Source organism: Paraburkholderia sp. BR14374, from assembly GCF_040948685.1.
GTDB classification, from domain to species: domain Bacteria; phylum Pseudomonadota; class Gammaproteobacteria; order Burkholderiales; family Burkholderiaceae; genus Paraburkholderia; species Paraburkholderia youngii.
In genome coordinates this window covers 342,963-365,714 of the sequence record NZ_JBFPKF010000006.1, presented here as the reverse complement: position 1 = coordinate 365,714, position 22,752 = coordinate 342,963, and the positions used below count along the sequence as shown (strand labels likewise).

Sequence of the window (22,752 nt, the reverse complement as noted above, 5' to 3'; positions counted from 1 at the left end):
GGTATGTGAAGGAGAGCAGCCCGAAGGATATGGCAGAAAAGCGAGCAGCGATCCTTAAAAGCTATCTGGTTCAACTTGGCATAAAGGAAGGAAATATCTGGGTTGATACGAGAGTCATCAAGGAGCCCGATATTGATGACAAAGGCAACGCGACGCTCGATCAGATATCAGTAACGCTTGCCCCCATATGTGAAGGCGGGTGCGAACGACTATGTGACGATCCGCGCGTGACACCGACTACAAAGATTATCAAGTAGAGAACTACCTCCGCTTCGGCGGGGCTTTCATTTGGGCAGCGTGTCGTGTCTCCTGAACAATCATGAGGAGTCCAATGGAGAAAATGAATCAGCAAAGCAGTGGGATGGATTGGACAGTCGAGGAAGAATGCGACCTTTGCCGTATCACCTATTCGATCTACTCAAACTTCCCGCCGATGCCTCACGCTCAGGCCCTGAACGCCGAAACCGGCGAGTTCTTTCCGTTTGACAGGGTTCGTAAGATGAAATCCGGCTACGCCATGGCCGAAGCCCTGGTTACGCATGGGCGTGCGAATGTCGCGGACGCTCACAAACCCCGCCGCAAAACCTGGATAATGCGCAAGCGTTCGAGTACACACCGCATGCAAAAAATGGTGACGTGGTAGAACTGGCGGGCAGCCAGGGAACGCCACGCAACAATCAGGCGCAAAATTGACAGACCGATGATGTCGCCAGAATCTTGCGCTTAACTCCGGGTCAATCCCGGCAGCTCCACGATGAAATTTCAGGGCAAGGCCTCGGCTTCCATGAAATCATGGAGCGGGCAAAAGACATGTTCAACCTGTGGTAACGCACGCCGCATAGGAAGGGATGATTCGATGATTGATACTCGAAGCGAAATTGAGCGGCGTCTGTCAGTGCTACGAGGCTTGGAACTGAGCGGATTGAACCATGCCGCTGATATGCTGACGCTGAGCTTTGGTCCGTTGCGGCAAGTTACTAACTTTAAAGGGACGGTGAAATATGTGGGTGCGTGGGCGCTCCACATCCAATGTGTGTGGCGACTTGAGAAAGTGGGCTGCGTCGTGGCAACAGAGGATGATCTTCGCGGACCGGATGAGAAAGCGCACGCGAGCACCCATCGTCTCCAGGGGGTCTTGCTTGCGAATGGCCTTGCAGCAGTTGAGGCAGTGACAGCGGACGAGGCCGGCGGCGTGAAGCTCTCGCTGTCGCGCGGTTTTTGCCTTACGGTCATACCAGACGGGAGAGTGGACGAGGAAGACTGGCGTTTCTTCGCGCCCGGCGTGGATGCAGCGCACTTGGTGATCAAAGGTGGCACAGTCGCTCCGGAATCGTTTGACTGACACGAAATGCTTTCCATGCTCGGCAACCTTGTCGCAACCTTTGTCCGCGACTGCCACCGGTTAACGGATCAGGACTGCCGTTAGCTCCATGTGTCGACCGTCGTTCTGCGAAAAGGCGTAGGCGCTGCGGCAAGGGCATCCGTAGCCTTATCGCTTCGGTCGAAAATGGGAAAGGCTTCCGTTAAGCGGCGCTCAGGACGGATCGAGGCTTACTGGGGCCAGCTAGTCAAGCGTAGATATATATATGCGTTGCTTTTCGGCAGGCGAGCAGCACGATAGAACGCGGAGCGCTGAACATGCGACAAGACGTGGCAGAAATCAAGGGAACAATGGCAGTCTTGCCAAACACTACGCGCATAGAATCGATCCGTCCAGCTGGAAGAAATGACAGATGGCGCGTTTCGATTTCTCCTTCGACAAGGTATCCCCATGAGCCTCCAAATCGGTTTTCTGGTGTTTCCGAAAGTACAGCAACTCGATCTGACCGGCCCGCATGACGTGCTCGCATCGGTGCCGGGCGCCACGATGCATCTGCTCTGGAAGACGCGGGAGCCGGTGGTGTCGAGCAACGGCCTCGTGCTGACGCCGAGCGTGACCTTCGAAAACTGCCCGCCGCTCGACGTGATCTGTGTGCCGGGCGGAAGCGGCGTGACCGCGCTGTTGCAAGACGAGCAGACGATCGACTTCGTTCGTCGGCAGGCCGCGAGCGCGCGCTATGTGACGTCGGTCTGCACCGGCGCGTTGCTGCTGGGTGCGGCCGGTCTGCTGCGCGGGCGGCGCGCGACGACTCACTGGGCGTTTCACTCGTTGCTGGAACCGCTCGGCGCGATTCCGACGCATGCGCGTGTGGTCCGCGACGGCAATCTGATTACCGGCGGCGGCGTGACGGCGGGCATCGATTTCGGGCTGACCGTGGCTGCCGAACTGGCGGGCGTCGAAGAGGCGCAGGCGATCCAGCTCGAACTCGAATACGCGCCAGCGCCGCCGTTCGACGCGGGCGATCCGGCGATGGCGCCGCAAGCGGTGGTGGAGCTGGTTCGGCAGAGGTCGGCGGAAGGACTGGCGGCGCGGCGTCGCGTCGTGATGGAGATCGCAGAGAGAAGCTAGGTCTTGCTTGCGGGTGCGGGCCTTCCATTAAACTGTGAGGCTCCACCCGTTTTCCGCCAGTCGGATCGATGCGATGAAGTACCGCGAATTCTCCCGGGGGCACTCCCCATGCGTGTAGGCAAGCCCGTCAAGGCACTGCCGCAGCCGTCATGCGACTACTGCGGCAACCGCGCTTTGCTCGCGCGTTACGGCGACGAGTCCTACCCGTATCGCAGCGATCAAGGCCCGCTGTGGATCTGCACCGCCTGTCAGGCGTGGATCGGCGTGTATTCGCGCAGCAAACACAACCTGCCGCTCGGCCGCCTCGCCGACGCGACGTTGCGCGAGTCGAAGAGCAAGCTGCACGACGCGCTCGAACCGCTCGTCGCCGCGAAGGTGCGCCGCGATGGCGTGAACGCATTCGAAGCCCGCGCGAAAGCGATCCGGTGGGTCGCGACCGAGCTTGGCTTCGATCCGGTTCCTGCGAGCATCCACGCGTTCACGCCCGAGCAGTGCGAACAGGCGCTGCATTATGTCGAGGCTTTTGTCGAAGCCCGGCGTACCAGATAGCGCGATTTTCCGCAGCCCCGCTACATCTCCAGCAAAACCTCGCGCAGCGCATTCAACGACGCATCGCGCGGATTCCTCGGCCGCTGTAGCGCAATCGGCAGTTCGCGCGCGATGCGGCTCGGGCTGCCAACGCCCGCCGGGGACAACAGCAGCACGCGATCGGACAGACTCAGTGCTTCGTCGAGATCGTGCGTGACGAGCAGCACCGTTGTGCCGCGCGCGTGTTTCAACGCCAGCAGCAACTGCTGCAGTCGCGCGCGCGTGATCGCATCGACGGCGCTGAACGGTTCATCGAGCAGCAGCAGTTCCGGCTCGTTGAACAGACCTCGCGCGAGCGCGACGCGCTGCGCCATGCCGCCGGATAGTTGCTTGGGCAGCGCGTCGCGCACGCCAGCGAGACCGACCTCGGCGAGCAGCGCATCGACGCGCGGATCGTCTCCCGCGTGCGGCCCCGCGGCAAACGCGATGTTGTCGGCCACGCTGAGCCACGGCAGCAGGCGCGGTTCCTGAAAGATCATGCCGACGCGCGGCGACGGCGCGAGCAAGGGCACGCCGTCGATCAGCACGGCACCCGTGGCTGCGCGATCGAGTCCCGCCACCGCGCGCAGCAGTGTGCTTTTACCGCAGCCGCTAGGACCGACCAGACTGACGATCTCGCCGCGCGACAGCGCGAACGATACCTTCTCGAACACATTGCGCTCGCCAAAGCGCCGCGTCAGTCCACGTACTTCGAGTAACGAAGCAGGTGCCCGATTCATCGCGCGGCCTCCGACACCCGGTGCGCATCGCGCCACGACAGCGCGCGTACCTCGATCGCTTTCAGCATGCCGTCGCTCAGTTTGCCGAGCAGCGCGAGCAACAGGATCGCGCCGAACACCAGATCCGGGCGGCCGGTTTCGCGGCCATCGCTGAGCAGATAGCCGAGCCCGCGCGTCGCCGCGATCAGTTCGGCGGCCACCATGAACATCCACGCGAGGCTGAGCCCCGTGCGCAGTCCGGTGAAAATCTGCGGCATCGACGCGGGCAGCAGTATGCGCGTGAACAGCGCGCGCCGGCTCAGCCGGTTCAACTCGCCGAATTCGATCAGCTTCCGTTCGACGCCGCGAATGCCCGCCACCACGCTCAACTGCACTGGGAAAAACGCGCCGATCGCGATCAGCGTGATCTTCGGCGCTTCGTCGATGCCCATCCATAGCAGCAGGATCGGCACCCACGCAAGCGACGGAATCGCGCGCAAGGCCTGAAACGCGGGGTCGAGCAAGGCATCGACGCGCCGGCTGAGGCCCATCGCCGCGCCGATCAGCAGCGCGAGCACGGCGCCGATCGCAAAGCCGCCGTACACGCGGATCACGCTCGCGCCGATATGGCGCGCGAGCCGCGCCGCGCCGAGATCCCATAGCGTCTGCGCAATCGCGCTGGGCGCGGGGACCAGATGCATCGGCAGGATCGACGCGCGCACCAGCAGCTCGATGACAGCCAGGAACACGACCGGCAGCGCGAGACCGGCATAGCGCCACAGTCGTAGCGGGTCGATCGCGCGCGGCGGTTGCGCGAGTTCGCTACACGACGGACAGGACGAATCCCTCCGTGCGAGCGTGAAAAAGTTCTTCGCGGTGCTCATCGGCAGGCTCGGGTCTGGTGCGTGTGCTTCATTTGGAGCCGTTGCTCGCCGTCGCAATCACCGGCTGCGCGACTTTAGGGTCGACCAGTGCATCGATGATCGCGTTCAGATCGGTGCCGCCCTTCACGAGTTGCTCGTCGACCAGGATCGGCGCAGCGGCTTTGAGCGCGGCAATCTGCCGGGGGCCAGGCTGAGGCTGGCTGAAGTCGTTGCGGCTCAACTGCAGTTTCGCGACCGGCAGCGAAACCTTGGATTCCTCCGCGACGATCCTGGCGGTGTCATCAGGGTGAGCGGCGATCCAGACGCGGGCTTTTTCATAGACCTTCAGCACGCGCGCGAGCGCGTCCTGATGGTCGCGGATGAAGTCTTCGCGCGCATTCAGGAAGCCCCAGGTGTTGAAGTCGACGTTGCGATACAGCAGCCGCGCGCCATCGTCGATCTGCGCGGCCGCCATGTGCGGATCGAGCCCGGCCCACGCGTCCACCTGGCCATTGGCGAGCGCGGTGCGGCCATCGGGATGCTGCAGGTTGACGATCTCGACGTCGTCGCGCGACAGCCCCGCCGTATGCAGCGCGCGCAACGTGAACAGGAACGGATCGGTGCCCTTGGTGGCCGCGATCTTCTTGCCCTTCAGATCGGCGACGGTTTTGATCGGCGAGTCCTTGCGCACGACGAGGGCGGTCCACTCGGGCCGCGAATAGATGTACACCGCGCGAATCGGATTGCCGTTCGCCTTGCCGAGCACGGCGGCGAGGCCCGCCGTCGAGCCGATGTCGATCGCGCCGCTGTTCAGATATTCGAGCGCGCGGTTGCTGCCGAGGCTCAGCACCCACTTCACTTGCGTGTGGTCGGCGGCGAACTCCTGTTCGAGCCAGCCGTTGCGCTTGATCACGAGGCTTTCCGGCGAATAGTACGCATAGTCGAGTTTCAGCTCGTCGAGCGGCGTGGCGTGGGCGGTGTGGGCTGCGCCGAAGACGCCGAGTGCGAGCGCGGCCGCGGCGGTCTTCAGCCAACCGCGTCGGCTGCGGTTGCGCTCGCCGACGGTCGCGATTGCGTTGCGCGCTGTCGTGAAGAATGAAAATCCCCGGGCCGGTGTCATCGATTGTCCTTATGGTCGCGTGTGGTGGTCGCCCCAATGTAACCAGGACGGTGGCGCGAGCGAACCAACAAATGCTCAGAATCAAAGCAGTTTTGGCGCTATGGCGGATAGTCGCGACGCAAAAGCAATGCTGCGTTCCAGTGATTAGCTATGCATGATTCGTTGGAACCGCGCCGGTCGAAAGTGCCTATAGTCGGAACCTTCTTCGTATCCAGACCAACCCGAAGGCTTCCGATGAATCACTCTCTCCGTCAGCTGCGGCGTGCGTTGCTCGCCGCTGCCTTCGTCGCGGCGTCGGCCGGCATTGCCGCGATTTCGCCGTTCGCTTCATCCGCGCACGCGCAAAGCCGAGAAGTCGTGATCGGCTATCAGGACATGGTCGTGCCGTGGCGTTACGCGCAAGCCACCGGCGCCGTGGAAAAAGCGACCGGCTACAAGGTCACGTATCGCAAGCTCGGCAGCGGCGCGGATGTGGTGCGCGCACTGGCGTCAGGCTCGATCCAGCTTGGCGAGGCGGGATCGAGCCCGATCGCGGCGGGCCTGTCGCAAGGCGTCGACCTGTCGCTGTTCTGGATTCTCGACAACATCAACGACGCGGAAGCGCTGGTCGCGCGCGACGGTTCGGGCGTGACGAAGATCGCTGACCTGAAGGGCAAGACGATCGGCGTGCCGTATGTGTCGACGTCGCATTTTCATGCGCTGGTCGCGTTGCAGCAGGCGGGTGTCGATCCGTCGTCGGTGAAGATCCTGAACCTGCGTCCGCCAGAGGTCGCCGCCGCCTGGCAGCGCGGCAATATCGATGCGACCTACATCTGGGACCCCGTGCTCGCGAAGGTCAAGCAGAACGGCAAGGTGCTGATCACGTCGGGCGAAGTCGCGAAGGGAAGCGGCAAGGCAACCTTCGACGGCTTTGTCGCGTCGCGGCAGTTCGAGCGCGACAACGCGGCCTTCATGGCGGGTCTCGTCAAGGTGCTCGCCGATACGGACGCGCTGTACCGCGATCACAAGGCCGACTGGACCGCGGCTTCGCAGCAGGTGCAGGCGGTTGCGCAGGAGTCGGGCGCGGCACCGGCCGACGTGCCCGCGAGCCTCGCGCTGTACGCGTTCCCGAGCGCCGCGGAGCAGGCGTCGCCGACCTGGCTCGGCGGCGGCAAGCAGTCGGGCGCGGCGCAATCGCTCGCGGCCACGGCGGCGTTCCTGAAGACGCAGGGCACGATCCAGAACGTGTTGCCCGATTACTCGGCGGCCGTGAATCCGCGCTTCGCGCAGCAGGCCGCGCGATGAGCATGCTCGACATCCGCGGACTGCGCGTGACCTACGCCGGTGCGAGCGAGCCCGCGCTCGCGGGTGTCGATCTGCGCATCGAGCGAGGCGAGTTCGTGGTCGCGCTCGGGGCATCGGGTTGCGGCAAAACCACGTTGCTGAACTGCATCGCCGGCTTCGTCGATCCGAGCGAAGGCGAGGTGCGGCTCAACGGCACGCCCATCGACGGACCCGGTGCCGAGCGCGGCGTCGTGTTCCAGAAGCATGCGCTGATGCCATGGCTCGACGTGCTCGACAACGTCGCGCTCGGTTTGCGGTTTCGCGGCATCGCGCGTGCGCAACGACACGAGATCGCGCGGCATACCTTGGCGCTCGTCGGGCTCGAACGGCATGCGAACGCGAAGATCCATGCACTGTCGGGCGGCATGCAGCAGCGCGTGGGTATTGCGCGCGCGTTGGCGAGCGATCCGCAGATATTGCTGATGGACGAGCCGATGGGTGCGCTCGATGCGTTGACGCGCGAGACGGTGCAGGAACTCGTGCTCGACGTGTGGACGCGCACGCACAAGACCGTGTTCTTCATCACGCACAGCGTCGAGGAAGCGCTGTTTCTCGCGACGCGTCTGGTACTGATGACACCGGGGCCCGGACGCGTCGCCGAAGTCCACGCACTGCCATTCGCGCGCGAATATCTGGCGACTCGCGATGCACGCGCGGTCAAGTCGTCGCCGGCTTTCATCGAGTGGCGCGAGCGCCTGACGCGGCGGCTGCACGATACATTGCGTGAGGCCGCCTGATGAGCGTGATCGATTCGTCGCAACAACACGCGCCGACACGTCCGGACACAGCGCGCAACTCGACCCGGCTACGCCGCGCGGCGCACGGCCGCAGACCTTATCGCGGCATGCCGGGTGAAGGCCCGACCGCGTGGCTCAGTGTGATCTGCGTCGCGGTGTTTGCGCTGCTGTGGCGGACCGCGACGCATCTGCACTGGATACCACCGCTGTTCCTACCCGCACCGGACGCGGTCTGGCATGCGTTCGTCGATGCATGGCACGGCCGCATTCAGGGCGGCTTGCCGTTGTCCGAGCATCTGCTGTGGAGCGCGATCCGCGTGTTCGGCGCGTTCGCGCTCGCGAGCATCACCGCGATACCGGTCGGCATTCTGATGGGCGTGAGCCGCGTCGCGCGTGGACTGCTCGATCCGCCGTTGGAGTTCTACCGGCCGCTGCCGCCGCTCGCGTATCTGCCGCTCGTCGTGATCTGGTTCGGCATCGATGAGACTGCGAAGATCGTCGTGATCTGGCTCGCGTGTTTCGCGCCGATCGCGATGGCCGCGCGTGCCGGCGTGCGCAGCGCGAGCGTCGAGCAGATCAACGCGGCGTGGTCGCTGGGCGCGAATTTCCGCCAGGTGGTATTGCACGTGGTGTTGCCTGCGGCGTTGCCCGAAATCCTGACCGGCCTGCGCATCGCGATCGGCTTCGGCTGGACCACGCTGGTCGCGGCCGAAATGGTCGCCGCCACTGCCGGGCTCGGTCAGATGGTGCTCAACGCGTCGAGCTTCCTGCGCACCGACGTGGTCGTGATGGGGATCGTGCTGATCGGCCTGATCGCGTGGCTGTTCGAACTCGGCATGCGCGCGCTCGAACGCAGGCTGGTGCCGTGGAAAGGCAAGCAATAGGCACCTGCCGCATATCTGAATCGCCGCTTAGCTCGTGACGATTAGTTGGTTCGCCATTGCGATGCGCGTTGTTAGAGTCTGTGCGTCGTTGTCGTGAGGAAGTCGTGAATCACGTCGTACATAAAACATCCAATACCAAGGCCTAACCATGAAAATCAAATTCGTTGGCGCAGCAGTGATGGGGTTGCTGCTCGCGATTTCCGGCGCAGCGCACGCCGATCGTCTCGACGACATCAAGAAGGCGGGCGTGCTGCGCGTCGCCACCTTCGACAGCAACGCTCCTTTCGGTTTCGTCGATCCGAAGACCAATCAGATCGTCGGGCTCGACGTCGACTATGCGCGCGCGGTCGCGAACAAGCTCGGCGTGAAGCTCGAAATCCAGCCGACCAATCCGGCGAACCGCATCGCGTTCCTGAAGTCAGGCAAGGTCGACCTCGTGTTCGCGAACTTCACGATTACCGACGAGCGCAAGAAGGAAGTCGATTTCAGCACGCCGTACTTCGCCTCGGGTACGCAGTTCATCGCGAAGAAGGGCGTACTGACGTCGCCGCAGCAGGTGAACGGCCTGCGCGTGGGTGCCGACAAGGGCACGACCAACGAACAGCAGGTGCGCGCGCAATTCCCCAATGCGACGATCGTCGCCTACGACGACACGCCGTTCGCATTCGCCGCGCTGCGCGCCGGCAACGTGCAGGCGATCACGCAGGACGGCCCGAAGCTCGTCGCGCTGCTCGCGAACGTGCCCGACAAGGCGAACTACGAGATCCCGCCGTTCACGATCTCGAACGACTATGAAGGTGTCGGCGTGCCGAAGGGCGAGACGCGTCTGTTGAACGTCGTCGACGATACGCTGAAGGGCCTCGAAGCGGACGGCAGCGCCGCGAAGATCTACGACCACTGGTTCGGACCGCAGAGCCGCGCGCCGTTGCCGCGTCTGTTCAAGATCGGCGATCCGCAGAAGAGCTGATCCGACGGAAGTTTTGGAGCCGGCCTGCCGTGTGAAAGCGGCGGGCCGCTTTTCATTGCGCAACGAAAGCGCTGGAGTAGAAGAGCAGAATGAACGGCTGGCTGGAACCGAAGTACCTCGGGTGGCTCGCGCATGGCTTTCTGATGACGCTGATGTTGTCGGCCTGCGCGGGCGCGGCGGCGACGTTCGCCGGTTTCGGGCTCGCGCTCGCGCGTAATGCGCGCAACGGCATGCTCGCGCGCGCGGCCGCGCTATACATACTGGCGTTTCGCAACTCGCCGTTGCTCGTGCAATTGCTGTTCTGGTATTTCGGGGCTGCGACGCTGTTGCCGCAGCCGTGGATGGAATGGCTCAATGCGTCGCACACGGTCTCGCTATTTGGCTGGACGATTGCGTGGCCGTCGTTCGAATTCGTCGCGGGCTGGGTCGGGCTTACGTGCTATACGACCGCGTTTGTCGGCGAGGAATTTCGCGCGGGTATGCGCGGCGTCAAGGCCGCGCAGCATCAGGCCGCCGCGGCGCTGGGCCTTACGCCGCTCGCGGCGTTCCGTTACGTGATCCTGCCGCAGGCGATCCGGATCTCGACGCCACCTCTTGCTGGGCAGTACATGAACCTCGTGAAGAACTCGTCGCTTGCGATGACGATCGGGCTCGCGGAACTGTCGTACGTATCGCGGCAGGTCGATACGGAAACCTTCAAGACGTTTCAGGCATTCGGCGCGGCGACGGTGCTCTATATCGCGATCATCGCGGTTATCGAAGCGGTGTTGCTGGTGTGGAAACGTGGCGCCCTGCGGCTCTGGCAAGGAGGACATTGATGAGCGCGCTCGAATGGCTGCCGTCGCTGCGCTATCTGCTGCTCGGCACGTTCCCCGATGGGCCGCTCGGTGGCGCGGCGCTGACGGTCGTGATGTCGATCGTCTCGGCGTTGCTGTCGGCTTTGGTCGGTCTCGCCGGCGGCATTGCATTGTCGCTGACGCGCGGCGCCGCGCATCTGGCGCTCACTGCCCTGGTCGGCTTCTTTCGCGCGATCCCGGTGCTGATGCTGATCTTCTGGACCTTCTTCCTGATGCCAATGCTGCTGCACATCGACGTGCCCGGCCTCGCCACCGTGGTTTGCGGGCTCGCGCTGATCGGCGGCGCGTATCTGTCGCATTCGGTGCAGGCAGGCATCGCCGCGGTCGGCGCGGGGCAGGCGCTAGCGGCCGCGTCGCTCGGCATGACGCGCTGGCAGGCGCTGCGGTACGTGCAACTGCCGCAGGCGATACGGATCATGATGCCGTCGTTCGTCAATCAGTGGGTCACGCTGATCAAGGACACGTCGCTCGCTTATATCGTTGGCGTGCCCGAGTTTACGTTTCTCGCCAATCAGGTCAATAATCGGCTGATGGTGTATCCGGTGCAGATCTTTCTGTTCGTCGGCGTCGTTTATCTGCTGCTGTGTTCGACGCTGCAGTACGGTGCGACGTGGCTGCTGAAGCGCCGCTTTCGTTCGGGCCATGCGGCGGCGAACGGCGAAACGAAGATCAAATGGCAGTTTCCGTTTGGCGTCTAGCTGCAACGGCTAGAAGGCCGTTACTTGCGCGAGCGAAGCAATGAGTTCAACCGTTACGCCGAGCAATCCGATTCGCAGTGAACTCGATCTGGATGCTCAGGGCAAGCATGCGGGCTATCTGCGGCTGCCGCATTCCGTGCATCGGTCCGCGTATGGCTGGCTGCCGATTCCGATCGCTTCGATACGCAATGGCACGGGTCCGGTCGTGCTGATCATGGCCGGCAATCATGGCGACGAGTACGAAGGACAGATCCTCGTGTCGACGCTGATCCGCGAAATCGACGCGGCACAGGTTGCCGGTCAACTGATCCTGTTGCCGCAAGCGAATGCGCCAGCGGCCGAGGCGGGCCTTCGCACGTCACCGCTCGACGACGGCAATCTCAACCGCACGTTTCCGGGCGATCCGCAAGGTTCTCCGACGCAGGTGATCGCGCATTACATCGAGCATGTTCTGCTCGCGCGCGCGGACTATCTGATCGATCTTCATTCCGGCGGCAGCTCGCTGCTTTATCGCGGCAACAACATGCTCGCGATCGATCCGCGCGACGACGCAGAGAATGAGCGGCTGCAGCGCACATTACGCGCTTTCGGGTTGCCGAACGCGTTTTTGCATGCGGAGAACCCGGTGCATGCGGCGACTGCCGCGCGCCGGCAAGGGGCGCTGTCGATCACGGCTGAGCTGGGCGGTGACGGGACAGTCGATGCCGCGCTGCTTCGCGAAGCGCGCCACGGCCTGCTGCACTTTCTCGGCGCGATCGGCGCATTGAGCGGTCCGCTCGTGCCCGATGCGCCGCCTGCCGACACGCGCTTCCTGCGCGTCGCTGGCGCGCGTCACTATGTGTACGCCTACGACAACGGTCTGTTCGAGCCGCTGGTTGAACTCGGCGAGCGGGTGGTCGCAGGGCAGCCCGCGGCGCGCATTCATTTCCCGGACACGCCGCTCAAAGAGCCGGTGACCTGTCATTTCGCGAGCGATGGCGAAGTCGTATGCAAGCGGGTGCCCGCGCTTGTCAGGCGAGGGGATTGCCTATTTCATCTCGCTGAGGAAGTGGTCCGCTGAAGCGGGTGGGGGCGCATTTGGATCGCTTGACGCTGTCTCGACCGACGTCCGCGAGACGCCGGCACCTGCCAGCGCGGCACGCGCTTGGCGTTCGTGCGATAGCCAGTTGCCCTCACTAAGGCCGCTTCGCGTCGCCGGAAGGGCATTCGCGCGAAGATGCCAGCATTCTGCTGCCAATTGGAACAATGCCTTCGAATACTAGGGGTTAACCCTCGGACGGAAGGCTCCTAGACTTTCGCTGTCGGTGCAGACACGTTGTCGCACCGCTAACAAAAGTCGATGGAGCATCATGAAGTCCCTCATCCAAGCCGTTGCAGTTGCCGTTGCAGTCGTAGTGCCGGTTGCCTCGTTCGCCCAGTCGAATGGCCCGATTACCCGCGCCCAGGTGCGCGCGGAACTTGTTCAGCTTCAGAAGGCGGGTTATCGCGGTGGTGATGGCGATCAAGCGCACTATCCAGACGCGATCCAAGCCGCAGAAGCGAAGGTCGCCGCGCAGCAAGTTGCAACAAACGGTGGTTACGGCGGTGCCGCAAGTGGTTCGTCGGACGAAGGTCGCCCGGCGGTTTCGAAGGCTGACTGGAACGCGATGTACAACCACCCGTAACTTCACGGTGTTGAGCGCCTGGGCGGATGTGCGCATGTGCGCGATTCCGGATTTCGCACGGCACTTCCGCGCTCTGCGTCGTCGGAGTCGGGTTTAACGTCTGTATTCCGCGATGATTGGCGCTCACACACGCTAAAGAAACGGCGGCAACGGGTCCTTGCATTTACTGTCTCACGCGATACCACTGCGATAGCTTCATGATCGCCGCATAAGACAGCGCCGCCACGATCAGTTCAATCGTCTGCCTCCAGACCTTCGCAATTGCTCCCCAGAGCTTCACGATTTTCCTGCGACGAACCTTTATTCGCCCAGGAGAGTTGACGACCATCACCCACGCCCCGGGCTTATCGGAGTTGTCTGAAACCTGCACTCGGCACATACACCTAGTATTGAACTGTCGCCTCGCGGTATGTCGTTCCCGCTGAGGTGGCGGTTCTGTTGGCTCTTTCTATCTGAGATGCAAATGTTTTGCGCGCCCCTGTGGCGCGTCTTTTTTTGCCCCGGCGAAAGCAGCGGCCAATCCGGAATCGACCTGTATCGCGCCAGCGGCACGCGCGCTTACGGTGAGGGTTCACCAACGGGAGGAACCTATGTAGCACGCAATGACCTACATCCAGCGCAATCAGGAGGCGCGACACATGGCCTATCATGGCAAGTTTTTGGTGAATAACGAGCATTTCTCACCGCTAACAATTTTCGGTCTGGGCACGTTCAACGCGTATTCAGGCAACAACCAGTATCGCAATCGGGGCGGCTGTACGGCGGTGCCCTCTAACGGTCCGATTCCTGCAGGTAAATACTGGATCGTCGCACGCCCTACCGGCGGCGTACGCTCCAAGGCCTTATCGCGGTTACTAGATGAATGGAATTTCTATAAGGGGAATCCGACCGATCACGCTGAGTGGTTCGCGCTGTATCGGGACGATGGGAGGATTGATGATTGGACGTCGGTCAACGGCGTTAAGCGAGGGCAGTTCCGGTTGCATCCGGCAGGTGGTCGGGGTGTTTCGCTAGGCTGCATTACCCTGCCGAGCCGTGTTGACTTCCTGAGAATCCGCTCGGGGTTGCTGCACACGAAAACAATCCGCGCCGGTAACTCCGGGCTTGACGCATACGGAACTATTGAGGTCGCAACGCATGGCAACACTTGCCCGTAAGGTGTTAAAAATCGCGCTGTTTATCGGATTGTTTCTGATTTCAGTTCGTTATATCCCGCTATCGAATGAGTGGTCAGCAAGCGAAGCCCGTGCGTGGTGGCGCGCTTCGGATTGGCTCGGTGTCGGCGATCCCGATGATCTGTATTTCGTGTTCTGGGTGACGATCGAACTGATCGTGGCGGCGCTGGCCTATCTGGCAATTATCAAGATATGGCGGTGGTATCGCACGAATTAGATGAAGCTACTTCACGGAAGCTTCTTTACCCCAAACCAAAAAAAAAGCCCCTCCGAAGAGGGGACGATGAACCGCTTGCAATGCGTGCCTTTCTACTGGCTCAAAGCGCCATCAATGTTCCTCACAACGAAACTTGAGGGGATCCCCGTGAACCTTGCCGTCACCCCAGCTTGATCGATGTCGGGTCGCCGGTCAGATAACCGACCGCCGAGCCGAAGCGGTTCCGGTAGTTCGCACGTACGAGCGGATCGAGCGTGGCGCCTGAATCAGCTCATGCGAAATGCGGCCTAGGCAGTAATGCTTCTTTACCGTACCCGTGCCATCAGGGTGCACGGTCACTTCCGGCCTTGTTGTGGGGTGCACCAGGGACTCAGGATCGGGATGACCATGGCGCGCCGGATTGACGCGTTACTTTATGGAATGACCATGAAAAGTATTTGACAGCAGCGTGTAATATTTCCGGCAAGCTGTTGCCACCGTGTTCCGACCGGAGCATCTCGGCGTGACATGGGCGTTGCACTACGCAATTGCAGCGCGTTTGCCGCAATCGCAGCCAATCGCGAGACCAGATAAAGATAGAGAAATTGCTTGGTTAGCGGCAACGCGGTTGCACGCTATCGTATGAGCTCCTGACTATCCGACGACCTCGTGTCGATCGTTCATGAGCACTCTCGTCGTTGACACCACGCCACTCGATCCCCGCGCGCAACCGCTGCTCGACGCGCTGCTGCACGAATACGCGACCCGCTACGAAGATTATCGAAAGGACGGCGGCGCGGCCGCCGTGCAGGAGATGGCGCGCTATCCGGCCGACCTGTTCGCACCGCCGCACGGCGCGTTCATTCTGCTGATTCGCGACGGCGAGACGATCGGCGGCGGCGCGTTCAAGCGCTACGACGCGCGTACCGCGGAACTCAAACGCATCTGGACGCGCGACGATCTGCGCCGCCAGGGACTCGCGCGACAGGTCGTGCGGGAACTGGAAGCGCGTGCGCTCGCGCAGGGCTACTCGCGCATCTATCTGACTACCGGTTTCAAGCAGCCCGAAGCATGGGCGCTTTACGAACGCACCGGCTACACGAAGTTGTTCGATACCGCGTTGCCTCCCGAAGTGCACGTGCATCTTCGCTTCGGCAAGAACCTGCTCGCGCCGCAACGCATCGACACGCTCGACGACCTGCGCGCGAAACACGCCGATCTGGTTGTCCGCTAAACACCGCACTCCTATCTCCTCACACTTCGACGGATATCTCATGAAAACAGGCCTGCAGTTGTCGTCGCTCGTATTGGCGGCCATGTTCTATGTCAGCGGCAACGCGTTCGCCGCGACGGGCTTCGATCTGAGTCCCGCCCAGCACGGCCGCGTGCGTGCCGAACAGGATGCAGCCGCGACAAAGGCGGTGCCGGCGAACTTCCCGTTCGTCGCGAAAGACGAACTGACCGTCGGCATCGTCGTCGCGCATCCGCCGATCAGCACCTATGCCACCGATGCGAAGACCGTGGTCGGCTTCGATCCCGATCTCGCGCAACTCGTCGCGGACAGCCTCGGCCGCAAGCTCAATGTCGTGATCCTCGCGTGGCCGGACTGGCCCCTCGCGCTCGCTTCCGGCAAGGTCGACGCGGTGATTTCGAACGTGACCGTGACCGAGGAGCGCAAGGCCAAGTTCGACTTCTCGACCTACCGGCGCGACGAGCTCGGCTTCTTCGTGAAGACCGACAGCCCGATCAGATCGATCCGCGAACCCAAGGATGTCGCGGGCCTGCGCGTGATTACCGACGCCGGCACGAACCAGGAAAAGATCCTGCTCGAATGGGACAAGCAGAACGTCGCGCATGGATTGAAGCCGATCCAGGTGCAGTACTACGACGACGATGCGGTCAAATCGGTGGCGCTGCAATCGGGGCGTGCCGATGCGATCTTCAGCGTCAACGCGGCGCTGCTGTACGACTCGGCCACGCATGGCAAGACGCGCCAGGTGGGCACCGTCAGCGGCGGTTGGCCGCGTACCGCCGAAGTCGCGGTAACGACGCGCCGCGGCAGCGGTCTCGCTGCACCGGTAACGATCGCGCTGAACGATCTGATCGGCAAAGGCCAGTATCGCGCGGTGCTCGAGCGCTGGAATCTCGGCTCCGAAGCGATCGACAAGGCCGCGACCAATCCGCCGGGCTTGCCGAAATCCTGAGTGCGTCAGCGCTTTTTCTCTTTCTTCGTCGATCTCTCATCCCATGACCTTTTCGCTATCGCTGCTGGATAAAAGCCCGATTGCCGCGGGTGCGAGCGCGGCCGAAGCGTTGCGCTTCACGGTGTCGCTCGCGAAGCGCGCCGAAGCGCTCGGGTTCAAGCGCTTCTGGATCGCCGAGCATCACGGCGCGCCCAACCTCGCGAGTTCGGCGCCGGAGATCGTCGTCTCGCATGTGCTCGCACATACGTCGCGGATTCGCGTCGGCTCGGGCGGTGTGATGTTGCAGCACTACAGCCCATTCAAGGTCGCGGAGACCTTCAGGCTGCTCGCGGCGCTCGCCCCCGGGCGCGTCGATCTCGGCATCGGCAAAGCGCCCGGCGGACTGCCGCAGACCACCCGCGCGCTGCAATGGCTGCACGACAAGAAGAGCAAGCCCGGCTTCAACTCGCAGCTCGCGCAACTCGATGCGTTTCTCGGCGCCGGCGTCGAACCGGACCATGCGCTCGCCGGCGCGCTCGCGTTTCCGACTCCGCCGACGCTGCCTGAGCGCATTCTGCTCGGAGGCAGTCCGGATAGCGCGGCGCTCGCGGCAAAGCAGGGCTGGCAGTTCTGCTACGCCGGACACTTCAACGGCGACGAGGCGAACATCGAGCGCACCGTGCAGACGTACCGCGATGCGAGCGGCCGTGCGCCGTTGCTCGCACTGTACGCGGTCGCCGCGGCGACGCGCGACGAAGCCGAGCGGCTCACCGGGCCGCTGCGCATCTTCAGGCTGCAACTGGCCAGCGGCCAAAGCCTGAATCTGGCGACGGCCGAAGCCGCGGAAGAATACGCGCGCCAGGCGGGCGCGAGCGGCTACACGATCGAAGAGCGCCATCCGCACGTCGTCAAGGGCACGGCCGACGATGTCCGCGACCAGCTCGACGCATTGAGCCGCCGCTACGGCATCGACGAATTCGTCATCGATTCGCCGTTGCAACACTATCCGGCGCGCCTGCGCTCGGTCGAACTGCTCGGCAGCACGATCGAGCCGGCCTACGCGTGATCTCTCCAACGAACACTCAACGATTGGCGGACTATCCGATGAGCCATCGCAAACTCAACTTCGGCATCATGCTGCAGGGCGCCGGCAGCCATATGAATTCGTGGAAGCATCCGGCCGGCCCCGCGGACGCGAGCGTGAACCTGAACTTCTTCGTCGATACGGTGCGCAAGGCCGAGGCATACGGCATCGCGTTCGCGTTCGTCGCCGATGGTCTGTACATCAACGAGAAATCGATTCCGCACTTTCTGAACCGCTTCGAACCGATCTCGATCCTGTCGGCGCTCGCGACGGTCACGTCGAAGATCGGGCTTGCGGGCACCGTATCGACGTCGTATAGCGATCCGTTCACCGTCGCGCGCCAGTTCGCGTCGCTCGATCTGATCAGCGGCGGGCGCGCGGGCTGGAACGTCGTCACGACGCCGCTCGAAGGCACCGCGAAGAACTACGGCGGCTCGCATCCCGAGCATGCGCTGCGCTATGAGATCGCCGACGAATACCTGAGCGTCGCACAAGGCCTGTGGGATAGCTGGGACGACGACGCGTTCGTGCGCGACCGCGAGCGCGGCGTGTTCTTCGAACGCGACCGGCTGCACACGCTCGATCACGAGGGCAAGTTCTTCCAGGTGGCGGGGCCGCTCAATATTCAGCGCTCGGCGCAGGGTCAGCCGGTGATTTTCCAGGCGGGCTCGTCGGATGCCGGCATCGCGCTCGCCGGCAAATACGCGGACGCGGTGTTCACGCATTCGGTGTCGATCGAAGAAACGCGCGCGTTCGCGCAGCGCGTGAAAGACAGCGCGGTCGAACATGGCAGAAGCCGCGACGACGTAAAGATCTTCCCCGGCATCAGCCCGATCGTCGGCGCGACACACGGGGAAGCGGAAGCGAAATACCGCGCGATTCGCGAGCTATTGACGATCGACGAAGCGCTCGCGTATCTCGGCCGTTATTTCGATCACCACGACTTCACGCAGTATCCGCTCGACCAACCGTTCCCCGAGCTAGGAGAGATCGGCCGCAACAGTTTCCGTTCGACCACCGACCGCATCAAGGCCGAAGCGCGCAGCAAGGGCTCGACATTGCGCGAGGTCGCGCTCGAAGTCGCCACGCCGCGCACGCATTTTCTCGGCACGCCCGCGCAGATCGCGGACGAATTGATCCGCTGGCTCGACGCCGGCGCAGCCGACGGTTTCATCCTCGGCTTCGCGGTGCAGGCGCAGGGCCTGGACGATTTCGTGCGCTACGTGGTCCCCGAGCTCGAACGACGCGGGCGCTATGAGCGCACGTTGACGGGATCGACGCTGCGCGATCATCTCGGCTTGCCGCGCAAGGCGAGCCGCTATGCGGCGGCGGCGGGGTCGGCAAACCCGGCCGACACGGCCAACGCGGCTGCCGTGGCCTGAAAGCGCGGAGCAGACGACGATGAACGACACCGCTGAACTCGCGAATCCGCAACTCGCCGCCGCGCACGCCGACACGTTGCGCGAGCGCGCCGACTATCGCATCGTGCCCGCGAAAAACCGCGCACGCCTCGCCGGCACCGTGGCGGCCGTGGCGCTGATCGGCATCGTGCTCGAATCGGTCTTGGGCAATCCGCGCTGGGGCTGGAATGTCTTCGCGCAATGGTTTCTGTCCGAGCCGGTATTGTCCGGGCTCGGCCGCACGCTGCTGTTGACCGCGCTCGGCGCGGTGTTCGGCTTCGCGCTCGGCATTCCGATCGCGCTCGCGCGCGTATCGCGTTCGCCGCTGCTTGCGGGCTGCGCGTGGGCGTTCGTGTGGCTGTTCCGCTCGATTCCGCTGATCGTGCTGCTGTTGATCCTGAACAATCTCGGCTATCTGTACGAGACGGTACATCTAGGCGTGCCGTTCACGAGCCTCGTCTTTCTCGATGTGCCGACCACCGAGCTGATCAGCCCGTTTCTCGCCGCGGTGCTCGGCCTGACGCTCAATCACGCGGCGTTTTCGGCGGAAGTGATTCGCGGCGGCATTCAGTCGGTCGACCACGGTCAGCTCGAAGCGGCCGCCGCGCTCGGCTTGCCGCGCGAGCGCCAGGCCCGGCGCATCGTGCTGCCGCAGGCGATGCGCGCGATCCTGCCCACCGCGTTCAACGATCTGATCGCGCTCGCGAAGGGCTCGTCGATGGTCTATGTGCTCGCGATGCCGGAGTTGTTCTACACCGTGCAGATCATCTATCGACGCAATCTCGAAGTGATTCCGCTGCTGATGGTCGCGACGGTCTGGTATCTGATCATTCTGACCGTGTTGTCGGCGATACAGGTTTATGTGGAGCGGTATTTCTCGCGCGGCGTCAAGCGTAGCGCGGTGCCGTCCGCTTTCGGCGCGCTGCTGAAAAGCGTGGGTATTGCGCGCGGTGGCGGCGTTGCGCCCGCCGAGCCGCGTGGAGAAGCAAAAGACAATGCACGTGCAGGCGCCTGCCTGGATCAACGCTGGGCCGATCAACGCGACGGCGCGCGTATCGCGATCCAGCAGGTATCGAAGAGTTTCGGCACGCTGAAGGTGCTCGACAACGTGTCGCTGACGATGCGCCCCGGCAGTGTCACCGTGATTCTCGGCCAATCGGGCTCGGGCAAATCGACACTGCTGCGCACGATCAATCATCTGGAGCGCGTGGACGGTGGACTGATCGACATCGACGGCGAGCTGATCGGCTATCGACGCGATGGCGATACGTTGTATGAGCTCAAGGAGACGAGATCCTGCGACGCCGCGTCGAGGTCGGCATGGTGTTTCAGAGCTTCAATCTGTTCCCGCATCTGACCGTACTGGAAAACATCATCGAGGCGCCTGTCGCGTTGGGTCGTCTGTCGCGCGCGGAGGCGGAGAGTCTTGCGCTGAGTCTGCTCGCGCGTGTCGGTCTCGAAGCGAAGGCGCATGCGTGGCCGCGTCAGTTGTCGGGCGGGCAGCAGCAGCGCGTGGCGATTGCGCGCGCGCTGGCGCTGAAACCGAAGGTGCTGCTGTTCGACGAGCCGACTTCGGCGCTCGATCCCGAACTCGTCAACGAGGTGCTCGACGTGATCAAGGCGCTCGCGCGTTCCGGCGCGACGATGGTGATCGTCACGCACGAGATCGGCTTTGCGCGCGAAGTGGCCGACACGATCGTGTTCATGGATCGCGGACGCGTGATCGAGTCGGGCCCGCCTGCGCAAGTATTGAACGAACCGCGCCATGCGCGCACGCGCGAGTTTCTGTCGCGCGTCCTGTGATTGCAGACTGATCCCTATCAATGACCAATCGACGTCAATTCATTCTGGCCGGTACGGCGCTCGGCGCGCTGCTCGTGCGCAATGCGCTCGACGTAGCACATGCGGCGCAGGCGCCGCACGGCACGGTGGATCTGAGCCCCGAGCAGCTAGGGCGCGTTCGCGTGCCGAAGAATCCGGCAGCGATCGCGACTATCGGCAACCACTACCGATTTGCGAACGACGGCAACTTCACGGTCGCGATTTCGCCGCACCTGCCGCCGACTGCGACCTATGCGACCGATGCGCGTACCGTCGTCGGTTCCGATGCTGACTACGCGCAACTGATCGCCGATTCGCTCGGATTAAAGCTGAACCTCGTGCCGATCGCATGGGCCGACTGGCCGCTCGGCCTCACCTCGGGCAAGTACGACGCGGTGATCTCGAACGTCGGCGTCACCGAGCAGCGCAAGGAGAAGTTCGATTTCACGACGTACCGGCAAGGACTGCACGGCTTCTACGTGAAAACCGCGAGTCCGATCAGGAAGATCGCTCAGCCGCCGGATATTGCGGGCCTCCGCCTTATTACGACCTCGGGCACGAACCAGGAAAAGATCATCCTCGAATGGAACCGGCAGAACGTCGCGAAGGGTTTGAAGCCGGTCGAGTTCCAGTACTTCGACGATGACGCCGCGAGCCGCATTGCGTTGCTATCGGGCCGCGCCGACGTCGTATTCAATCCGAACGCGCCGCTTGCGTACGATGCGGCCACTACCGGCGCGATCCGTGAGGTGGGTACGCTGAACGCCGGCTGGCCGGCGCGCGCGGATGTGGCGATCGCCACCCGCAAGGGCAGCGGCTTGATGGATGCGCTGACGGTCGCGACGAACGGACTGATCGCGAATGGCGCCTATCGGCGCTCGCTCGCGCACTGGGGCATCGAGTCGGAAGCGTTGGCGCGCTCCGAAAGCAATCCACCGGGTCTGCCGAAGTTCTGATGCGCCGAAAGACATTGCAGCATCGGGTTTATCACTCCAGCAGATAACCGTATCGGATTTGCTTCGTTGGCATCGCGCGCGCGGGCCGGTACATTCGTCGCACTGACCGCGCCTTTAGGCGCCCGCTGAATAGTTTCGACGAAGAGACGCCTGTGACGACTACCGCCGCTGCTTTTACCGCTCCCGCTAGTGCGACGCAATCCTTCGAGATTCGCGCGTTCGATGCGCCGCTCGGCGCCGAAGTGCTCGGCCTCGATCTCGGCCAGCCGCTCGGCGACGACGATTTCGCGCGCATCCACCGCGCGCATCTGGACCACCACGTTCTCGTGTTTCGCGACCAGCGCATCACGCCGGAGCAGCAGATCGCGTTCAGCCGCCGCTTTGGCCCGCTGCAGATTCACGTGCTGCATCAGTTTGGCCTCGCAGGTTATCCCGAGGTGCTGGTCGTATCGAACGTGATCGAGAACGGCAAGCCGATCGGCCTCGGCGACGCCGGCCACTACTGGCACTCCGACCTGTCGTACAAGGAAAAGCCGAGCCTCGGCTCGCTGCTGCACGCGCAGGAGTTGCCGGCCGAAGGCGGCGATACGCTGTTCGCGAACATGCACCTGGCGTGGGATACGTTGCCCGCGCATCTGCGCAGCGCGGTGGAAGGACGCAGCGCGGAGCACACGTACCTGGCCAAATACGCGGAGTTGCAGAAGCGCAGCCCGTGGCGGCCGAATCTGTCCGCCGAGCAGATCGCGCAGGTGAAGCCGGTCGTGCATCCGATCGTGCGTACGCATCCGGAGACCGGGCGCAAGGCGCTGTTCGTCAGCGAGCACTTCACGACGCGCGTGATCGGCTTGCCGGAAGACGAGAGCCGCGCGTTGCTCGACGAGCTGTTCGCGCACAGCGTGCGGCCCGAGCATCTGTACCGGCATCGATGGGCCGAGCACGACATGGTGTTCTGGGACAACCGCTCGTTGATGCACCTCGCCGGCGGCACGCCCGACCATCTGCGCCGCAAGCTCTATCGCACGACGATCGAGGGCGACGTGCCACGCTGAGCGACGCTTTCCATCACAACGACACCATCACACCGCACGC

The 22,752-nt window shown here is 63.2% G+C and carries 23 protein-coding genes and 2 pseudogenes; 22 read left to right on the top strand and 3 right to left on the bottom strand.

The features are described 5' to 3' along the window. Positions 1–5: 5 nt before the first annotated feature. The 5 genes and pseudogenes from AB3X86_RS17615 (at position 6) to AB3X86_RS17595 (ending at position 2,998) form a co-directional block, all read left to right on the top strand. Positions 6–257: a hypothetical protein gene (locus AB3X86_RS17615; protein ID WP_368596946.1), complete on the top strand. Its 252-nt coding sequence runs from the start codon at positions 6–8 to the stop codon at positions 255–257. Between the two features lie 74 nt (positions 258–331). Then, positions 332–564: pseudogene (locus AB3X86_RS17610) on the top strand (hypothetical protein); the annotation flags it as partial. 190 nt (positions 565–754) lie between these two features. Next, positions 755–1,342: a hypothetical protein gene (locus AB3X86_RS17605; protein ID WP_368596945.1), complete on the top strand. Its 588-nt coding sequence runs from the start codon at positions 755–757 to the stop codon at positions 1,340–1,342. A 429-nt stretch (positions 1,343–1,771) separates the two neighbouring features. Then, positions 1,772–2,449, top strand: a complete 678-nt coding sequence (locus AB3X86_RS17600) for a DJ-1/PfpI family protein (protein WP_368596944.1) — start codon at positions 1,772–1,774, stop codon at positions 2,447–2,449. 108 nt (positions 2,450–2,557) lie between these two features. Next, complete coding sequence (locus AB3X86_RS17595; RefSeq protein ID WP_176107534.1) at positions 2,558–2,998, top strand: zinc-finger-containing protein; 441 nt, start codon at positions 2,558–2,560, stop codon at positions 2,996–2,998. A 20-nt stretch (positions 2,999–3,018) separates the two neighbouring features. Here the strand turns inward: AB3X86_RS17595 and AB3X86_RS17590 are convergent, their stop codons facing one another. The 3 genes from AB3X86_RS17590 to AB3X86_RS17580 are packed head-to-tail and all read right to left on the bottom strand — an operon-like array spanning position 3,019 to position 5,718. After that, on the bottom strand, positions 3,019–3,756 hold the full coding sequence (locus tag AB3X86_RS17590) for an ABC transporter ATP-binding protein (protein WP_368596943.1): 738 nt from the start codon (positions 3,754–3,756) through the stop codon (positions 3,019–3,021). Beyond that, a complete protein-coding gene (locus AB3X86_RS17585) occupies positions 3,753–4,619 on the bottom strand; it encodes an ABC transporter permease (protein WP_368596942.1) in 867 nt (288 codons plus the stop codon). The genes AB3X86_RS17590 and AB3X86_RS17585 overlap by 4 nt, the downstream gene beginning before the upstream one ends. A 28-nt stretch (positions 4,620–4,647) precedes the next feature. Next, on the bottom strand, positions 4,648–5,718 hold the full coding sequence (locus tag AB3X86_RS17580; RefSeq protein WP_368596941.1) for an aliphatic sulfonate ABC transporter substrate-binding protein: 1,071 nt from the start codon (positions 5,716–5,718) through the stop codon (positions 4,648–4,650). 234 nt (positions 5,719–5,952) lie between these two features. Here AB3X86_RS17580 and tauA point away from each other — a divergent pair, with 234 nt between their 5' ends. From tauA to AB3X86_RS17495, 17 genes and pseudogenes are all read left to right on the top strand, one after another. After that, complete coding sequence (gene tauA / locus AB3X86_RS17575; RefSeq protein ID WP_368596940.1) at positions 5,953–7,002, top strand: taurine ABC transporter substrate-binding protein; 1,050 nt, start codon at positions 5,953–5,955, stop codon at positions 7,000–7,002. Next, a complete protein-coding gene (locus AB3X86_RS17570) occupies positions 6,999–7,778 on the top strand; it encodes a taurine ABC transporter ATP-binding protein (RefSeq protein ID WP_368596939.1) in 780 nt (259 codons plus the stop codon). Before tauA ends, AB3X86_RS17570 begins: the two co-directional genes overlap by 4 nt. Further along, on the top strand, positions 7,778–8,662 hold the full coding sequence (locus AB3X86_RS17565) for an ABC transporter permease subunit (RefSeq protein ID WP_368596938.1): 885 nt from the start codon (positions 7,778–7,780) through the stop codon (positions 8,660–8,662). Before AB3X86_RS17570 ends, AB3X86_RS17565 begins: the two co-directional genes overlap by 1 nt. A 148-nt stretch (positions 8,663–8,810) precedes the next feature. Continuing rightward, entirely contained in the window at positions 8,811–9,629 is an 819-nt protein-coding gene (locus tag AB3X86_RS17560) for an ABC transporter substrate-binding protein (protein ID WP_184226865.1), read from the top strand. An 89-nt stretch (positions 9,630–9,718) separates the two neighbouring features. After that, the gene (locus tag AB3X86_RS17555; RefSeq protein WP_368596937.1) at positions 9,719–10,447 is read left to right on the top strand and encodes an amino acid ABC transporter permease; all 729 of its coding nucleotides are present in this window, start codon (positions 9,719–9,721) and stop codon (positions 10,445–10,447) included. Continuing rightward, positions 10,447–11,184: an amino acid ABC transporter permease gene (locus tag AB3X86_RS17550; RefSeq protein WP_368596936.1), complete on the top strand. Its 738-nt coding sequence runs from the start codon at positions 10,447–10,449 to the stop codon at positions 11,182–11,184. The genes AB3X86_RS17555 and AB3X86_RS17550 overlap by 1 nt, the downstream gene beginning before the upstream one ends. Before the next feature lie 40 nt (positions 11,185–11,224). Continuing rightward, entirely contained in the window at positions 11,225–12,244 is a 1,020-nt protein-coding gene (locus AB3X86_RS17545; protein WP_368596935.1) for a succinylglutamate desuccinylase/aspartoacylase family protein, read from the top strand. A 289-nt stretch (positions 12,245–12,533) separates the two neighbouring features. Continuing rightward, the gene (locus AB3X86_RS17540) at positions 12,534–12,848 is read left to right on the top strand and encodes a DUF4148 domain-containing protein (RefSeq protein ID WP_368596934.1); all 315 of its coding nucleotides are present in this window, start codon (positions 12,534–12,536) and stop codon (positions 12,846–12,848) included. Positions 12,849–13,486: 638 nt separating this feature from the next. Further along, a complete protein-coding gene (locus AB3X86_RS17535; protein ID WP_368596993.1) occupies positions 13,487–14,005 on the top strand; it encodes a DUF2778 domain-containing protein in 519 nt (172 codons plus the stop codon). After that, the gene (locus AB3X86_RS17530) at positions 13,986–14,240 is read left to right on the top strand and encodes a hypothetical protein (RefSeq protein WP_368596933.1); all 255 of its coding nucleotides are present in this window, start codon (positions 13,986–13,988) and stop codon (positions 14,238–14,240) included. The genes AB3X86_RS17535 and AB3X86_RS17530 overlap by 20 nt, the downstream gene beginning before the upstream one ends. Before the next feature lie 661 nt (positions 14,241–14,901). After that, positions 14,902–15,453, top strand: coding sequence for a GNAT family N-acetyltransferase (locus tag AB3X86_RS17525; RefSeq protein ID WP_368596932.1), 552 nt, complete (start codon positions 14,902–14,904; stop codon positions 15,451–15,453). 82 nt (positions 15,454–15,535) lie between these two features. After that, positions 15,536–16,423: an ABC transporter substrate-binding protein gene (locus AB3X86_RS17520; RefSeq protein ID WP_368596992.1), complete on the top strand. Its 888-nt coding sequence runs from the start codon at positions 15,536–15,538 to the stop codon at positions 16,421–16,423. Positions 16,424–16,466: 43 nt separating this feature from the next. Further along, positions 16,467–17,468, top strand: a complete 1,002-nt coding sequence (locus AB3X86_RS17515) for an MsnO8 family LLM class oxidoreductase (protein ID WP_368596931.1) — start codon at positions 16,467–16,469, stop codon at positions 17,466–17,468. Between the two features lie 38 nt (positions 17,469–17,506). After that, a complete protein-coding gene (locus tag AB3X86_RS17510) occupies positions 17,507–18,868 on the top strand; it encodes an LLM class flavin-dependent oxidoreductase (RefSeq protein ID WP_368596930.1) in 1,362 nt (453 codons plus the stop codon). Positions 18,869–18,887: 19 nt separating this feature from the next. After that, positions 18,888–20,689: pseudogene (locus AB3X86_RS17505) on the top strand (amino acid ABC transporter permease/ATP-binding protein). Positions 20,690–20,709: 20 nt separating this feature from the next. Then, positions 20,710–21,663 carry an ABC transporter substrate-binding protein gene (locus AB3X86_RS17500; RefSeq protein WP_368596929.1) on the top strand — a complete coding sequence of 318 codons (954 nt, stop codon included), beginning with the start codon at positions 20,710–20,712 and terminating at the stop codon, positions 21,661–21,663. A gap of 152 nt (positions 21,664–21,815) precedes the next feature. Then, the gene (locus AB3X86_RS17495) at positions 21,816–22,712 is read left to right on the top strand and encodes a TauD/TfdA dioxygenase family protein (RefSeq protein ID WP_368596928.1); all 897 of its coding nucleotides are present in this window, start codon (positions 21,816–21,818) and stop codon (positions 22,710–22,712) included. Positions 22,713–22,752 lie beyond the last annotated feature (40 nt).

What these genes read in the sequence shown, in the direction of transcription:
- AB3X86_RS17605 (WP_368596945.1), top strand. Translation starts at nt 755, where the DNA reads ATGAAATTTCAGGGCAAGGCCTCGGCTTCCATGAAATCATGGAGCGGG.
- AB3X86_RS17600 (WP_368596944.1), top strand. Translation starts at nt 1,772, where the DNA reads ATGAGCCTCCAAATCGGTTTTCTGGTGTTTCCGAAAGTACAGCAACTC.
- AB3X86_RS17595 (WP_176107534.1), top strand. Translation starts at nt 2,558, where the DNA reads ATGCGTGTAGGCAAGCCCGTCAAGGCACTGCCGCAGCCGTCATGCGAC.
- AB3X86_RS17590 (WP_368596943.1), bottom strand. Translation starts at nt 3,756, where the DNA reads ATGAATCGGGCACCTGCTTCGTTACTCGAAGTACGTGGACTGACGCGG.
- AB3X86_RS17585 (WP_368596942.1), bottom strand. Translation starts at nt 4,619, where the DNA reads ATGAGCACCGCGAAGAACTTTTTCACGCTCGCACGGAGGGATTCGTCC.
- AB3X86_RS17580 (WP_368596941.1), bottom strand. Translation starts at nt 5,718, where the DNA reads ATGACACCGGCCCGGGGATTTTCATTCTTCACGACAGCGCGCAACGCA.
- tauA (WP_368596940.1), top strand. Translation starts at nt 5,953, where the DNA reads ATGAATCACTCTCTCCGTCAGCTGCGGCGTGCGTTGCTCGCCGCTGCC.
- AB3X86_RS17570 (WP_368596939.1), top strand. Translation starts at nt 6,999, where the DNA reads ATGAGCATGCTCGACATCCGCGGACTGCGCGTGACCTACGCCGGTGCG.
- AB3X86_RS17565 (WP_368596938.1), top strand. Translation starts at nt 7,778, where the DNA reads ATGAGCGTGATCGATTCGTCGCAACAACACGCGCCGACACGTCCGGAC.
- AB3X86_RS17560 (WP_184226865.1), top strand. Translation starts at nt 8,811, where the DNA reads ATGAAAATCAAATTCGTTGGCGCAGCAGTGATGGGGTTGCTGCTCGCG.
- AB3X86_RS17555 (WP_368596937.1), top strand. Translation starts at nt 9,719, where the DNA reads ATGAACGGCTGGCTGGAACCGAAGTACCTCGGGTGGCTCGCGCATGGC.
- AB3X86_RS17550 (WP_368596936.1), top strand. Translation starts at nt 10,447, where the DNA reads ATGAGCGCGCTCGAATGGCTGCCGTCGCTGCGCTATCTGCTGCTCGGC.
- AB3X86_RS17545 (WP_368596935.1), top strand. Translation starts at nt 11,225, where the DNA reads ATGAGTTCAACCGTTACGCCGAGCAATCCGATTCGCAGTGAACTCGAT.
- AB3X86_RS17540 (WP_368596934.1), top strand. Translation starts at nt 12,534, where the DNA reads ATGAAGTCCCTCATCCAAGCCGTTGCAGTTGCCGTTGCAGTCGTAGTG.
- AB3X86_RS17535 (WP_368596993.1), top strand. Translation starts at nt 13,487, where the DNA reads ATGGCCTATCATGGCAAGTTTTTGGTGAATAACGAGCATTTCTCACCG.
- AB3X86_RS17530 (WP_368596933.1), top strand. Translation starts at nt 13,986, where the DNA reads ATGGCAACACTTGCCCGTAAGGTGTTAAAAATCGCGCTGTTTATCGGA.
- AB3X86_RS17525 (WP_368596932.1), top strand. Translation starts at nt 14,902, where the DNA reads ATGAGCACTCTCGTCGTTGACACCACGCCACTCGATCCCCGCGCGCAA.
- AB3X86_RS17520 (WP_368596992.1), top strand. Translation starts at nt 15,536, where the DNA reads ATGTTCTATGTCAGCGGCAACGCGTTCGCCGCGACGGGCTTCGATCTG.
- AB3X86_RS17515 (WP_368596931.1), top strand. Translation starts at nt 16,467, where the DNA reads ATGACCTTTTCGCTATCGCTGCTGGATAAAAGCCCGATTGCCGCGGGT.
- AB3X86_RS17510 (WP_368596930.1), top strand. Translation starts at nt 17,507, where the DNA reads ATGAGCCATCGCAAACTCAACTTCGGCATCATGCTGCAGGGCGCCGGC.
- AB3X86_RS17500 (WP_368596929.1), top strand. Translation starts at nt 20,710, where the DNA reads ATGACCAATCGACGTCAATTCATTCTGGCCGGTACGGCGCTCGGCGCG.